At 71.9% G+C, this 14,133-nt stretch carries 10 protein-coding genes; 8 read left to right on the top strand and 2 right to left on the bottom strand.

Going from position 1 to position 14,133, the window contains the following annotated elements:
- Positions 1-25: 25 nt before the first annotated feature.
- Positions 26-1,546, top strand: a complete 1,521-nt coding sequence (locus ACH47X_RS10145) for an MDR family MFS transporter (protein ID WP_397403814.1) — start codon at positions 26-28, stop codon at positions 1,544-1,546.
- Positions 1,547-1,683: 137 nt separating this feature from the next.
- Here the strand turns inward: ACH47X_RS10145 and ACH47X_RS10140 are convergent, their stop codons facing one another.
- The gene (locus tag ACH47X_RS10140; protein WP_397403812.1) at positions 1,684-3,015 is read right to left on the bottom strand and encodes an SMI1/KNR4 family protein; all 1,332 of its coding nucleotides are present in this window, start codon (positions 3,013-3,015) and stop codon (positions 1,684-1,686) included.
- A gap of 60 nt (positions 3,016-3,075) precedes the next feature.
- Between ACH47X_RS10140 and ACH47X_RS10135 the strand changes: the two genes are divergently transcribed.
- Positions 3,076-4,026 (top strand): ribose-phosphate diphosphokinase, encoded by a 951-nt coding sequence (locus ACH47X_RS10135; protein ID WP_397403810.1) that lies wholly within the window; start codon positions 3,076-3,078, stop codon positions 4,024-4,026.
- A 27-nt stretch (positions 4,027-4,053) separates the two neighbouring features.
- Here the strand turns inward: ACH47X_RS10135 and ACH47X_RS10130 are convergent, their stop codons facing one another.
- Entirely contained in the window at positions 4,054-5,493 is a 1,440-nt protein-coding gene (locus tag ACH47X_RS10130) for a CCA tRNA nucleotidyltransferase (protein WP_397403808.1), read from the bottom strand.
- A 204-nt stretch (positions 5,494-5,697) separates the two neighbouring features.
- Here ACH47X_RS10130 and ACH47X_RS10125 point away from each other — a divergent pair, with 204 nt between their 5' ends.
- The 6 genes from ACH47X_RS10125 (at position 5,698) to trxA (ending at position 14,063) form a co-directional block, all read left to right on the top strand.
- Positions 5,698-6,333, top strand: coding sequence for an NUDIX hydrolase (locus ACH47X_RS10125; RefSeq protein WP_051109607.1), 636 nt, complete (start codon positions 5,698-5,700; stop codon positions 6,331-6,333).
- Positions 6,330-8,579 (top strand): DUF6049 family protein, encoded by a 2,250-nt coding sequence (locus ACH47X_RS10120; protein ID WP_397403805.1) that lies wholly within the window; start codon positions 6,330-6,332, stop codon positions 8,577-8,579. Before ACH47X_RS10125 ends, ACH47X_RS10120 begins: the two co-directional genes overlap by 4 nt.
- Before the next feature lie 81 nt (positions 8,580-8,660).
- Positions 8,661-10,397, top strand: coding sequence for a murein biosynthesis integral membrane protein MurJ (murJ, locus tag ACH47X_RS10115; protein WP_397403803.1), 1,737 nt, complete (start codon positions 8,661-8,663; stop codon positions 10,395-10,397).
- A 169-nt stretch (positions 10,398-10,566) separates the two neighbouring features.
- Positions 10,567-12,441, top strand: coding sequence for a hypothetical protein (locus ACH47X_RS10110; RefSeq protein WP_397403801.1), 1,875 nt, complete (start codon positions 10,567-10,569; stop codon positions 12,439-12,441).
- Between the two features lie 228 nt (positions 12,442-12,669).
- Positions 12,670-13,665: a thioredoxin-disulfide reductase gene (trxB, locus tag ACH47X_RS10105; protein ID WP_397403799.1), complete on the top strand. Its 996-nt coding sequence runs from the start codon at positions 12,670-12,672 to the stop codon at positions 13,663-13,665.
- A gap of 71 nt (positions 13,666-13,736) precedes the next feature.
- Positions 13,737-14,063, top strand: a complete 327-nt coding sequence (gene trxA, locus ACH47X_RS10100) for a thioredoxin (RefSeq protein WP_020017340.1) — start codon at positions 13,737-13,739, stop codon at positions 14,061-14,063.
- Positions 14,064-14,133: the final 70 nt, after the last annotated feature.

Below are 14,133 nucleotides of genomic sequence, written 5' to 3'. Positions count from 1 at the left end.
GCACCGTACCGAGAGGGCAATCCCCATGACGACCGAAATCCTTGACACCGCTGATCCGCTGGACGACCGCACCAGCCGCCCGACGTCGGGCGACGCCGTGGTCGACGCACAGGCGCGCCCCGACAAGCTCGCCCCCGGCCACTTCCGGGCCATCGCCCTGCTGATGGCGAGCGCCTTCACCGTGATCCTCAACGAGACCACCATGTCGGTGGCCCTGCCGCCGATCATGGACGAGCTGGGCGTGACCCCGACGGTCGGGCAGTGGCTCACCACGGCGTTCCTGCTCACGATGGCCGTCGTGATCCCGGCGACCGGGTTCCTCATCAACCGGCTCGGCACGCGCGGCGCCTACCTGCTCGCGATGTCCCTGTTCACCGCCGGCACCGCGTTGGCGATGATCGCGCCGGGCTTCGGCGTCCTGGTGACGGGCCGCGTGGTGCAGGCGACCGGCACGGCCATCATGATGCCGCTGCTCATGACGACCATCATGACCATCGTGCCGGCGCACATGCGCGGCCGGGTCATGGGCAACGTCGGCCTGGTCATCGCGGCGGCACCCGCGCTCGGCCCGACGCTCTCGGGCGCGATCCTCGAGCCGCTCGGCTGGCGCGGTGTGTTCGGCGTGGTCCTGCCGATCTCGGTGCTGGCCCTGGTCGCCGGCCTGCTCTGGATCCGCGACGTGAACGACAAGGAGCACCACACCCTCGACCCGCTGTCCCTGCTGCTCACGCTGGTCGCGTTCGGCGGTCTCGTGTGGGGCCTGTCGGGGCTGGGCGAGGGCGCGCACGCGGGCGGCGGGCTCAACCCGTGGATCCCGCTCGGTGCGGGTCTGGTGTTCCTCGGCCTGTTCATCTGGCGGCAGATCGTGCGGCAGCGCACCGATTCCGCCCTGCTGGACCTGCGCACCTTCCTCGAGTCCAACTTCCGCGTGGCGATCGGCATCATGGCGGTCGCGATGCTGGCGATGCTCGGCACCCTGATCGTCCTGCCGCTGGTGCTGCAGGAGGCGATGGGCCTGTCGCCGCTCCAGTCCGGGCTGATCGTGCTGCCCGGCGCGCTCGCGATGGGTCTGCTGGGCCCGGTCGTCGGCCGCTGGTACGACCGGGTCGGGCCGCGTCCGATCCTCGTGCCCGGCACGGTGCTCGTGACCCTCGGCATCGGGATGCTCGCCTTCCTGCACCCCGGCATCTCGCCGCTCTACGTGCTCGGCGCGCACGTCCTGCTGAGCCTGGGCCTGGCCGCGGTGTTCACACCCCTGTTCAGCGCGGCGCTCGGTGTGCTCAAGCCGCACCAGTACTCGCACGGCTCGGCCACGATCAACACGGTGCAGCAGGTCGCGGGTGCGGCGGGTATCGCGCTGTTCATCGCGATCATGACGCTCCGGTCGGACACGCTGACCGCCGCCGGAGAGTCCGCCGCCGACGCCCTGACGTCCGGTGCCAGCCTGGCGTTCGCGATCGGCGCCGGTGTGATGGCGGTGACGATCGCACTGGCGGTCCTGATCAAGCGGCCCGAGACCGACGGCGAGTTCCACGGCGGGCACTGAGCCGATCGGTATGACGTCGCGGGCCTGACGCCGCGGGTATGACAAGGGCGGGGCCTCCTCCGGGAGGTCCCGCCCTCGTCATGCGCGGGTCTCGGTCGTCCTGACCTCGCGTGCGCGGGCGGCCGCGTCCTGGCCGGTCAGCGCCCGAACAGGCGGCCAAGCAGTCCCTTGCGTCGCGGCACCTCCGCGCCCGCCGAGGACACCGGACCCTTCGGACGAGATCCGGCGGGCCTGGTCAGCCGGGTGACCTCGATGATCGGCTGCCCGCGCAGCTTCAGCAGCCGGTTGGCCGCCGCGATCGCGTCGGTCAGCGCCGGCGGGTGCGCCCGGTCGGGTGCCAGCCCGGCGGCCTTGAGAGTGGTCGGCACCGTCCCGGCGTCGAGCCGTTCGGCCCAGGCCGCCGGGTCCAGGTTGAGGAATTCGCCGTCCGACGGCGGCCGCGGGCCGGCTCCGGCGGGCTGGTCGTCCGGTCGCCGCGGGGAACCCTCTCCGGAACCGGTCCCGCCCACCTCGACCCGCCGCCCCACCAGCAGCGCCGCCAGGCTCTCAGCCCGAAAGGTCGCCCCGGCCCGCTGCTCGTGGTCGAGCAGCACGATCTGCCCCAGGTGGCCGTTCGGTCCGGGCGCGAGGTCGGCGGCCCAGATGTTGCCGGCGCCGTCCGTCCCCACGGGGAACCAGAGCGGCGAGCCGACCGCGGACTGCACCCGGCCGGCGGGATCTGCCGGCGCGGACCTGTCGGCGTCGGCGCTCCAGGTGCTGAACCGGGCCGCCGGCAGGAACGCCTCGCGCAGAAAGCTCCCACGCAGCGGCACGATCTCGAACCCGCCGAACAGGTCCTCCCGCGGTTCGAACCGCAGGTTGCCCGAGCCGGCCGCCGCGTACAGGGCCCGCACCTCGGCGGGCAGCCGCGCGCCGTCGGGCAGCGCCGCTTCCGCCTCGTCGATCTCCTCGGGCGCCGCGCCGACGGCGGCGGGCATCCGCTCCGCGACCACCTGCGTCACCGCGTCCGCGTCCGCGGACGCCGCCGGGGTACCGTCAGGCGGCGGCGAGATCGTCTCCCGGTACGGCGCCGGGAGCGCACCGGGCTCCAGCACCACCTCGAGCACCGGCGTGACCGGCCCGGACACGACGCCGGGCGGCAGCGCGACCAGCTCGACCACGTCGTCGTCGGGGTCCTCCGCGGCCACGACCCGCACCGGTTGCCCGGCCTCGGGCGCCAGGTCCGCGATCGCGCGCAGGGCGTCGTCGAGCTCGGCCTTGGGCCCGCGCCCGCCGGTCCGGGCGGCCTCCCGCGCGGCCTCGCGGTAGTGCGCGCGGCGAGCGGTGGCGTCGCCGTCGTCGAGGTAGGTCCCGTCCCAGGTGCCCCCGCCGACCGTGCCGACGAACTCGCTGACGCCCGTCCCTGGCGGTGCCGACCGGCGCAGCGCGTCGACGAAGGGCTCCCAGAACTGCCACTCGGTGAGGCTCACGATCCACATGATGCCTGCTCCGGCCGGGCGTGTCGGCTCGACGTTCCGTAGACTCCAGCCATGGCCGAGGTGAGGGTCTTTGCCGGAACCGGGGGCCAGCGTTTCGCTCGGGAGATGTGTGCTGATCTCGACGTTCCGCTGAGCCCGATCAACATCCAGCGCTTCGCGAACGACTGCCTGCAGGTCCAGCTCCTGGAGAACTGCCGCGAGCGGGACGTCTATCTCGTGCAGCCCGTGGTGCGTCCCGCGCAGGAGAGCCTGATGGAGCTCCTGCTGATGGTCGACGCGGCCAAGGGGGCGTCGGCCGCCCGGATCACCGCCGTCATGCCGCACTTCGCGTACGCGCGCTCGGACAAGAAAGACGCCCCGCGCATCTCCGTCGGCGGCCGCCTCGTAGCGGACCTGCTGGAGACGGCGGGCGTGAACCGCATCCTCACGATGACTCTGCACGCGCCGCAGGTGCACGCGTTCTTCCGGGTGCCGACGGACCAGCTCAACGCACTGCGAGAACTGGCGGCGCACTTCCTGCCGAGCGACCTCTCGAAGGCCACGGTGGTCTCCCCGGACCTGGGCAACGCGAAGAGCGCGTCGGCGTTCGCGAAGATGCTCGGCATTCCGGTGGCTGCCGCCGCGAAGGAACGGTTCGACGGCGACCGGGTCGAGATCACCTCGCTGATCGGCGACGTGACCGGCCGCGACATCATCGTGCTCGACGACGAGATCGCCAACGGCTCGACGATCCTGGCGATCCTCGAACTGCTCCGGGAACACGGCGCACGCAGTGTCCGTATCGTCTGCACGCACGGCATCTTCGCCAACGACGCCGCGCACCGCATCGCGGCCGACCCCGACGTGGTCGAGATCGTCACCACCAACACGGTGCCGTCCACCGGACTGCTGGCGCACGACAAGCTGACGGTGATCAGCGTCGCCCCGGCGTTCGCCGAGGCGGTGCGCCGCATCCACAGCGGCGAGTCGGTCAGCGCCCTCTTCGACCCGACGCACGTCTAGGCCCGTGCGCCGGCCGAGCGGCGACACCTACCCCCGCTCGGCCCACCACTTCCTGAGCTCCTCCGTCGCCGCCTCCTCGCCCAGCGGGCCGCGCTCCATGCGCAGGCCCAGCAGGTACTTGTAGGCCTCGCCGACCTCACGCGACGGGGAGATGCCGAGGATCTCCATGATCTGCGTGCCGTCGAGGTCAGGCCTGATCGCGTCGATCTCCTCCTGCTCGCGCAGCGCGGAGATGCGCTCCTCCAGGTCGGTGTACGCGTCGGACAGCCGTTTGGCCTTGCGCTTGTTGCGCGTGGTCGAGTCGGCACGGGTCAGCCGGTGCAGCCGCTCCAGCAGCGGACCCGCGTCGGTCACGTAGCGCCGGACGGCGGAGTCGGTCCAGGCACCGTCGCCGTACCCGTGGAAGCGCAGGTGCAGCTCGACGAGGCGTGACACGTCCTTGACCACCTGCTTCTCGAACTTGAGCGCCCGCAGCCGCTTGGCGGTCAGCTTGGCGCCGACCACCTCGTGGTGGTGGAAGCTGACGCCGCCGCCGGACTCGAAGCGGCGCGTGGCGGGCTTGCCGATGTCGTGCAGCAGAGCAGCGAGGCGGAGCACCAGGTCGGGGGCGGGCACCGCGCCGTCGGCGCCGGTCTCCTGAGCGATCGCCTGGTCCAGGACCGTGAGCGAGTGCTGGTAGACGTCCTTGTGCCGGTGGTGCTCGTCGATCTCGAGCTGGAGCGCCGGCAGCTCCGGCAGCACCTGCTCGGCGAGGCCGGTGTCCACGAGCACCTCGAGCCCGGCCCGCGGGTTGTCGCTCAGGATCAGCTTGGTGATCTCCGCCTGCACGCGCTCGGCCGACACGATCTCGATCCGCTCGGCCATCGCGACCAGCGCGGCGAGGGTCCCCGGTTCCACGTGAAACGAGAGCTGGGCCGCGAACCGCGCGGCGCGCATCATGCGCAGCGGGTCGTCGTCGAACGAGCGCTCGGGCGCGATGGGGGTGCGCAGCACACCGGCCGCGAGGTCGGTGAGCCCGTTGAACGGGTCCACGAAGGTCAGGTCGGGCACGCGCACGGCCATGGCGTTCACGGTGAAGTCACGGCGCGACAGGTCGCCGTCGAGCGTGTCCCCGAACTCCACGAGCGGCTTGCGGGACGCCGGGTCGTACTTGTCCGTGCGGTACGTCGTCACCTCGACCACGACGTCGCCCCGGCGCGCGCCGATGGTGCCGAACTCCTTACCGATGTCCCAGTGGGCGTCGCCCCAGCGCGCGAGGAGCCGCTGCGTCTGGTCCGGCGAGGCAGACGTCGCGAAGTCGAGGTCGTTGCTCGCGCGGCCGAGGAACGCGTCGCGGACCGGGCCGCCGACGAGCGACAGCTCGTGACCGGCAGCCCGGAACTGCTCGCCCAGCTCGAGCGCGGCAGGCGCCATCTCGGTCAGCACGCCGAGGGCGCGACGCAGCAGATCCTGCTCAGGGGTAGACACAGCCCAAGATTCTCCCAGACCCGGCACGGCATCACTCACCGAGGTCCACCCGGCGGGCATGCGAGTGCGCACGCGTCGCCGTCGTGCGGACGAGATGCGGAGGTGCGGACGTGGTGCGGACGTGCCGGGGCGACCCGGTGCCCGAAACCGCCCGCACCCCCTCACCTGACCAGATCAAGGGTGGTCAGTCGGTAGTGTTGGGGCATGTCCACCCCTGTTCCGGCGAGCGACGGTCCAGACGGTCGCCCGGAGGTGCCTCCGCCGCCCGGCGGGGCCCCGTTGCGGGTGAACCCTGCCCGGCGTGCCGCCGCCGCGACCGCCCCCGTGCACCTGCCCATCGTGGACGAGACCTCGGCCGGCGGACTCGTCCTGCGGGCCGAGTCCGAGCGTCCCGAGGAGTTCAGCGCGGCAGTGCTGCTGCGCCGCAACCGCACCGGCCGGCTGGAGTGGTGCCTGCCCAAGGGCCACCTCGAGGGTCGTGAGACCCCGCAGGAGGCCGCGATCCGCGAGATCCGCGAGGAGACCGGCATCCGCGGCTCCATCCAGGCGGAGCTCGGCGTGATCGACTACTGGTTCACCGGTGAGGACCGGCGGGTGCACAAGGTGGTGCACCATTACCTCTTGCGCGCGGAGGGCGGTCACCTGACCGTGGAGAACGATCCGGACGGCGAAGCCGAGGACGCTCTCTGGGTCAGGGTCGACGAGCTCGCCGAGCGCCTGTCGTACCCGAACGAGCAGCGACTGGCCGCGGCCGCCCTGGATCTCCTCGTCTCCTCGAGGAACCTCCGGGACGCGTTGCGCGCCGACGCCTTCCCCACGGAGCGCCCCGACCTGCCATGAAGCAGCAGCCCGACCCCTCCCGCAGTCCCGCCCGCAACCGGGCGGCCCGCCGTACCGGCACGCTCGGCGCCGTGCTCCTGGCGGGCGTAGTGCTCGTCGGGTCCGCGCTGCCCCCGGCGGCCGCCACCGGTCCGACGACGGCGCACGCCACCGCGGACGCCACGGTCACCGAGCCGCTCGCCACGACCACCTCCGCCGAGGCCGGTGCGCTCGACGTCGCCGTCACCGACATCTCGCACCCCGTCGCACGTCCCGGGGACAAGGTGACCATCCGCGCGGAGGTCACCAACACGAGCGACGCAACGGTGTCCGACGCGGTGGCCCAGCTGACCATCGACTACGTCGCGATCACGTCGCGCATCCAGATCGACGAGTGGGCCACGGCCGGCCTGCTCGACCCGGTCCGGGGCACGCCGGTGCCGAAGTCGATCGGGGACCTCAAGCCGGGCGCGTCCAAGAGCGTCTCGTTCACCTACGACCCGGGTGCCCAGACCTTCGAGGGCTTCGGCGCGCGCAAGCTCGCCGTGGCCGCCGGCGACGCCTCGGGGCGCCTGGGCATCGCCCGCTCCTTCCTCGTGTACGACGCCGACGGCCTCGAGCGCGCACCGATGCAGCTCAGCGTCCTGGCCGCCGTCACGAGCCCCGCGATCGACCCGGCCGACCCGAGCACCGCCGAGATCGAGCTGGCCCAGCAGACGGCGTCCGGCCAGCGTCTCGACGGCGTGCTGCAGGTCGCGGAGAACTCGAAGGTGTCGCTGGCGATCGACCCCGACACCATCGGCGTGGCCGCGGCGTCGGACGACCCGGCACTCATCGACTGGTCCGAGCGCATGACCGCGGCCGCCGCGGACACCACCACGTACGCCCTCCCCAGCCACGACCCCGACCTCGCCGCGCTCGCCCACGCGAACGTGCGCACCACGGGCACGCGCAGCTTCCTCCAGGCGCCTCGCGAGGGGAACTGGGAGGTCCCGGAGGCGTGGCAGACCAATCTGGCCTGGCCTGCCGACGGCGTCGTGCCCGACATCGCGACCCTCAGCCTGGCCGTCAGGGCGGACCGCCGGCAGATCGTCGTCGGGAGCGGCGGACTCGCGTACGAGGGCGCCGGTACCGTGACAGGCCGGGCGGACCTCCGCGTCCCGGGCGGCACCGCACGCGCCGCGGTGGCCGACAACGCCCTCACGCAGGCCTTCCTCGCCGCCACCGACCTGTCCGGCGCGGACGACGGGACGTCCGCGGAGAGCTCCGCCTCGACGAAGGCCGCCACCAGCGCGGCCACCCCGGCCGAGGGCGCGCAGCGACTGCTCGCGGAGACCGCCGCCGTCGTGAGCCAGACGCCGGCCGCCCCGCCGTCGCTGCTGATCGTCGCACCACGCACCTGGACGCCCGACGCCGAGGGCGCGAGCAAGATCCTGAACGAGGTCGACGAGGCGGGCTGGGTCGACGTCACGACCGTCGACACGCTCTTCGCGCAGGACGCTCCGGACGTGGCCCGCGCCGCCCTGGCGAAGCGCAGCATGGCCAAGGCCGAGCTCGGCGTGACGAGCGTCAGGGCCCTGGAGCGGGCGCGCGACGCCGTCGTCACGTTCTCGTCGGTCGCCGGCGACCGGGCCCGCGAGATCTGGGAGCCCGGTGTCACCCACCTGATCGCCCCGCTCGCCGTCGCACACCGCGCCGATGCCGGGCTGCGGGAGACGCTGGTCAAGCAGACCCTCGAGGCGTCGAACGCGCTCACGAAGCACTCCGTCAGCGTGGTGCCGCGCCAGGACGTCAACTTCATCACGGACAAGGGCAATATCCCGGTCCGCGTGCGCAACACGCTCAACGTCGACGCGACGGTCACGGTGGTGCTGCGCCCCGACCACCCGCGCCTGACCGTCGACGACCGCATCACCGAGGTCATCCCGGCGGGCCGGGAGATGGACGTGCAGGTACCGGTGCGGGCCATCGGCTCGGGCGACGTGCGGGTGGAGGCCCAGGTGCTCACCCCGAACGGCGCCAAGATCAGCGACGACTCGTCGTTCCAGGTCCGCGTCCGCGCCGGCTGGGAGGAGCTCGGCACGTGGATCGCCGCGGGGCTCGTCGCCCTGCTGTTCCTGGCCGGTATCTGGCGCACGGTGCGCCGCGGTCGGTCGCCGTACCGCGCCACCAGCAAGGACGTAGAGGAGGCCACGGGAGCGGCCGCCGAGGCGTCGGGTCCCGCCCCGGCGGCGCCGGCGGCCTCCGTGGCCGTCCGGGCAGAGTAAGGTTTCGGCCGCACACGTCGGCCGAACAGCGCCGGGCAGGGCCCAGACCACGGGAGTAGTCGCTTGACCCAGGAGAACGCCGTGACCGCATCGACCGACCCAGCGTCGGACCCGAGCGCCGATGCCGCGAGCGGACCGGGCGCGCCCGAGACGCCTACGGCCGCGGCATCGTCGAGCAGCAGCCTGGGGCGCAACTCGATAGTGATGGCGGCCGGCACGGCCGCCTCCCGCCTCGGCGGGCTCGTTCGCAACCTGATGCTCGTGGCAGCCATCGGCGCCACGGGCACCGTCGCCGACGCGTTCGACGTCGCGAACAAGCTGCCCAACGTGCTGTTCGCGATCCTCGCGGGCGGCATGCTGAACGCCGTCCTCGTGCCGCAGATCGTCAAGGCGTTCCGCGCGCACAACGCGCAGGAACGCGTCGACAAGCTGCTCACGATCTCGGCCGTCGGCATCCTCGCGATCACCGCCGTGCTGACCGGCGGCGCCGCGTGGGTCGTCATGCTCTACACCGACGGCTGGTCGGCGGAGCAGCTCGCCCTGGGCACCGTCTTCGCGTACTGGTGCATCCCCCAGCTCTTCTTCTACGGCCTGTACACGCTGCTGGGTCAGGTGCTCAACGCCCGAGAGCAGTTCGGGCCGTTCATGTGGGCGCCCGTCGCCAACAACGTGGTCTCCGTGCTCGGGTTCGGGATCTTCCTGATCGTGTTCGGCGGCGCCGACGCCGGGATCAACGACCTCTCCGGGTGGAACACCCCGCGCACCATCCTGCTGGCCGGCACGGCCACGCTCGGCATCGTGGCGCAGGCGCTGGTCCTGCTCGTCCCGCTGCTGCGCTCCGGCTTCCGCTGGAACCTCCGCTTCGGCCTGCGGGGCATCGGCCTGCGCTCGGCGGGCGCCGTCGCGATGTGGACGTTCGCCGCCGTCGTCCTGGAGCAGGCGGGTGTCCTCTATCTGACCCGTGTCGCGTCCGAGGCCGGTGCCGCGAGCACGGCCACGGAGTCGTTCGCCGGCAACGCGTCCTACACGCAGGCGCTCCTGATCTACCTGCTCCCCCACTCCCTGGTCACGGTCTCCATCGCGACCGCGCTCTTCACGGGCATCAGCAAGGCCGCGCAGGAGGGTGACACCGACAAGGTCCGCGACGACCTGTCCCTGGGGCTGCGCACCATCGGCGTCTTCACCGTGTTCGCCACCGCCGCGCTCGTGGTCCTGGCCGGGCCGCTCACGGCCTTCATCGTCCCGACCGCGGGAGCCGAGGACACAGCGCTCATCGCGCCCGTCCTGGTGGCACTCTCGTTCGGTCTGGTCCCGCTCGGCGGCATGGCGCTCATGAAGTGGGTCTACTACGCCTACGAGGACGGGCGCTCCGTGTTCTGGATCACCGTGCCGTCCACGGTCGCACTGGTGGCCGGCCTGGTCGCAGCGCAGCTGTGGCTGGAGCCGCAGTACTGGGTCATCGCCGCCGGTGGCGCCTACGCGCTGTCGAACTGGATCACGGTGCTGCTGCGCACGGGCGGCCTCAAGCGCAAGCTCGACGGACGCCTGGACGGCGGCCGCATCTTCGCGCTGCACGCCAAGACGGTGCTCGCCGCCGCGGTCGCCGGTGGTGCCGGGTGGGGCGTGTACCAGCTGGTCGGCGGGTTCGACGCGCTCGTCTTCGGGAAGGGCTGGGTGCTCGCGATGCTCAGCGGCCTGTGGGTCACCGCGCTCTGCGGCCTGGTGATGCTCGCCGTCTACGTCCTGCTCCTGCGCCTGTTCCGGGTCCGGGAGCTCGACGGCCTGCTTCGCCCCGTTCTGGCTCGCTTCCGGCGCTGACGCGCGCCGTCGTCGTACGGGAGGCGCAGCTCACTCGTGTGGGCTGCGCTTTCGTACATACGGACGACGTTCCCGCGGGTCCGCAGCGGTTCCGCGTAGCATGGCGACGGTGCGTGATCCCGGCGGTCACGTACCTGCTACTGTCCCCCGACCGAGCGAGGAGGTCCGCGTGAGCACTGTCGAACCAGGCACCGTGCTGGTCGAGAGATACCGGCTGCGCCAGCAGGCGTCCACCGACCTTGCCGCGGCCACCGCATGGGAAGCGCACGACCTGATCCTGGACCGCGACGTCCGCGTAACGCTCGTGACCGGGCCCTATACGGGCGATGCCCTGGACGCCGCGCGGCGTGCGGCCCTGGTGACGGATCCCCGCCTCGTCCGGGTGCTCGACGCCGGCTCCGACCCCGAGGGCCGCAAGTACGTGGTCACGGAGCCGCACACCGGCACCACGCTGACCCAGGTCATCTCCAGCGGCCTGGTGGACGAGCAGCAGGCCCGGGCGATCGTCGGTGAGGCGGCGAGCGCGCTCGCCGTGGCCCACGCCCGCGGCGTGCACCATGCTGCTCTGCGCCCCGAGGCGCTACGGGTCGACGGCCACCAGGTGCGGATCACGGGCCTGGGGCTCGACGGAGGGCTCGCCTCGGGCGACACGCTCAACGTGAAGCCCGCGGAGCTCGACGCCCAGGGCCTGGTGGCCCTCCTCTACTACGCGATGACCGCGCGGTGGCCCGGCCAGGACCTCGAGGCGGAGTGGATCGCGAAGGACACCCTGATCCCTCTGCCCGCGCAGGTCGACGGCTCCGGCGCTGTGGCGCCCCTTTCCAGCTTGGTCCCGCACGTGGACCCCGAGATCGACGGCCTGGTGGCCCGGACGTTCGACGCGTCCGGCGGCACCGACGGACCGAAGAACCCCGACGACGTGACCACGGCCCTCGCGCCGTGGGGAGAGGTTTCCGTAGTGGCATCGCTGCCTGGATTCGTACAGCCCGAGCCGGAGGAGCCGCGGCGGCAGTCCATCGCCGAGGCCTTCGGAGGCGAAGGAGTCCCGCCCGTGCGGCGTCCCGCCACGGGCCGGATCGCACGAAACGACGAGACCATGGCGATGGGGGCGGGCAACGCGCCCGCCGGCTATCCCGAACAGCAGAACGACTACACCTACGAGCCGCAGGCGTACGGGCAGCAGCACGCCCCGGTGCCACCCCCGCCGCCCGAGGGGGCGCCGGCCGGCTACCCGCCGGCGGGGTACGACCAGTACGGCCAACCGGTCGCGCAGGGCCAGCCCGGTCACGACCAGGCCCAGTACGCCCCGCAGCAGCCGCAGCAGTACCCGCCGCAGTCCTTCGCCCCGGGTGGCTACCCGCCCGACAACGGCGGCTACTACGAGCAGGACGGCGGCTTCGCCACCCAGCCCGCGCCCAAGCGTGGCGGCGTGAACCCGACGCCCATCGTGCTCGGCCTGGTCGGTGTCGCCGTGGTGGCGGGACTCATCTGGGCCGTCAACGCGGTCCTCTCCCCCACGCCCGACGTGATCGCCGACGCTTCTCCCTCCCCGTCGGTCTCCACGTCGGCCGGAGCGGACGGCGAGGGCAGCACCGAGCCGTCGGCGCCCACGGAGACCGAGGCACGTCCGGTGATCGACTCCGGGACACTGCTCGGCGAGCTCGACTGGGAGGGCAGCACGCTCGACCACCCCGAAGCGGTCGAGCGGGCCTTCGACACGGACCCGGCCACGTTCTACTTCACGACGACGTACCAGCGTGCCGCGTTCGGCGGGTTCAAGGACTTCCTCGGCCTGGAGCTGCGGCTCCGCGAGCCGGCGTCCGTCACCAAGATCGAGCTGCTCACCAACACGCCCGGCGGCAAGGTGCAGATCCTCAAGGGTGGTGAGGGCGGCGAGGTCCTCGCGGAGGGCACCTTCTCGGAGACCACCACGTTCGAGCTGTCGGAGCCCGTCGTGAGCGACTCGTTCACGATCTGGGTCACCGAGCTGCCGCAGGTCTCGGACGGCTTCCGGCTGGAGCTGAACGAGGTAGTGCTGAGCTGACCGATCGCCGTCACCGACGGCACCGAGCAATACGGAACACCGGCGGGTCCGAACCATGTTCATGCAGATGGTTCGCTCCCGCCGGTGTTCTGCCGTGACAGGACTGGCGCCGTTACCCGATGGGTCGACGGATGTCGATACCGTGTGTCGAGACTCACGTCCACGGTCGAGCCGTGCGTGCCCAGGGCTGGAACACTGGGACCCGCCCGCGTGTTGTTGCGTGTGCCAATGGAACTCGAGGAGAACACCTTGACCGAACAGACCACCGCTCCGGCCGCCGGCACCGCCGACGCCCCTGTGCTCGACGTCGTCATCGTCGGGTCCGGACCCGCGGGCTACACCGCGGCCATCTATGCGGCTCGTGCCGGCTTCGCGCCCGTGGTCATCGCGGGTTCGGTCACCGCGGGCGGCGCCCTCATGAACACGACCGAGGTCGAGAACTTCCCCGGCTTCCCCGCCGGCATCCAGGGCCCTGACCTGATGGAGGCCATGCGGGAGCAGGCGGAGAAGTTCGGCGCCAAGGTCGTCTGGGACGACGCGGAGCAGGTCGAGCTGTCCGGCGACGTCAAGACGATCGTCACGGGTGGCGGCGACACCTACCGTGCCCGCTCCGTGATCCTGTCGACCGGCTCGGCCTACCGCGAGCTCGGGCTGCCCGACGAGAAGCGCCTCTCCGGGCGCGGCGTCTCGTGGTGCGCCACGTGTGACGGCTTCTTCTTCCGCGACCAGGAGATCGCCGTCGTCGGCGGTGGCGACTCGGCGATGGAGGAGGCCACGTTCCTCACGCGCTTCGCCTCGAAGGTGACCGTCGTGCACCGTCGCGACGACCTGCGCGCGTCGAAGATCATGGCGGAGCGCGCCACCGCGGACCCGAAGATCGAGTTCGCGTGGAACAGCGAGATCGCCGGCATCACGGGCGACGAGAAGGTCTCCGGGCTCAGCCTGCGGGACACCGTCACCGGCGAGGTGCGCGACCTGGACGCGACCGGCCTGTTCGTCGCGATCGGCCACGAGCCCCGCACGGATCTCGTCAAGGGTCAGGTGGACCTGGACGAGAACGGCTACATCCTCGTCGAGGGCCGCAGCACCCGTACCAACCTTCCCGGCGTCTTCGCCTGCGGCGATGCCGTCGACCACACCTACCGCCAGGCGATCACGGCCGCCGGCTCGGGCTGCTCGGCGGCGCTCGACGCCCAGGCGTTCCTGGACTCGCTGAACGACTGAGCCCTCCGGCCGGCACCCGCCGGCCCGCCCCGCTCGGCCCCGCACGGGGCCATCTACAAGGAGGATGCTGGATGAGCACCATCAAGGTCACCGACGACACCTTCAAGGCCGAGGTCCTAGACTCTGACATTCCTGTCTTCGTCGACTTCTGGGCCACCTGGTGCGGCCCGTGTCGCATGGTCGCGCCGATCCTCGAGGAGCTTTCCGACGAGTACGAGGGCAAGATCAAGATCGTCAAGATCGACACCGACGAGAACCGGCAGACCGCCATGGACTACGGCATCGTCTCGATCCCGACGCTCAACGTCTACAAGGGCGGTGAGGTCGTGAAGTCGATCATCGGCGCCCGTCCGAAGCGCGCGCTGACCGAGGAGATCGACGAGGTCCTCGCGGGCTGACCGTCCCCTCACCGCGTGCAAGGAGCGCGTGCCCGGCCCGCTGGTCCTCGTGACCGGACGTGGAGCCGGG

Source organism: Promicromonospora kroppenstedtii (assembly GCF_044389675.1).
GTDB lineage: Bacteria > Actinomycetota > Actinomycetes > Actinomycetales > Cellulomonadaceae > Promicromonospora > Promicromonospora kroppenstedtii.
This window is presented reverse-complemented; position numbering and strand designations above follow the sequence as displayed.

Coding starts and splice junctions, on each gene's coding strand:
- ACH47X_RS10145 (WP_397403814.1), top strand. CDS start 26: ATGACGACCGAAATCCTTGACACCGCTGATCCGCTGGACGACCGCACC.
- trxA (WP_020017340.1), top strand. CDS start 13,737: ATGAGCACCATCAAGGTCACCGACGACACCTTCAAGGCCGAGGTCCTA.
- ACH47X_RS10135 (WP_397403810.1), top strand. CDS start 3,076: ATGGCCGAGGTGAGGGTCTTTGCCGGAACCGGGGGCCAGCGTTTCGCT.
- trxB (WP_397403799.1), top strand. CDS start 12,670: ATGGAACTCGAGGAGAACACCTTGACCGAACAGACCACCGCTCCGGCC.
- ACH47X_RS10125 (WP_051109607.1), top strand. CDS start 5,698: ATGTCCACCCCTGTTCCGGCGAGCGACGGTCCAGACGGTCGCCCGGAG.
- ACH47X_RS10120 (WP_397403805.1), top strand. CDS start 6,330: ATGAAGCAGCAGCCCGACCCCTCCCGCAGTCCCGCCCGCAACCGGGCG.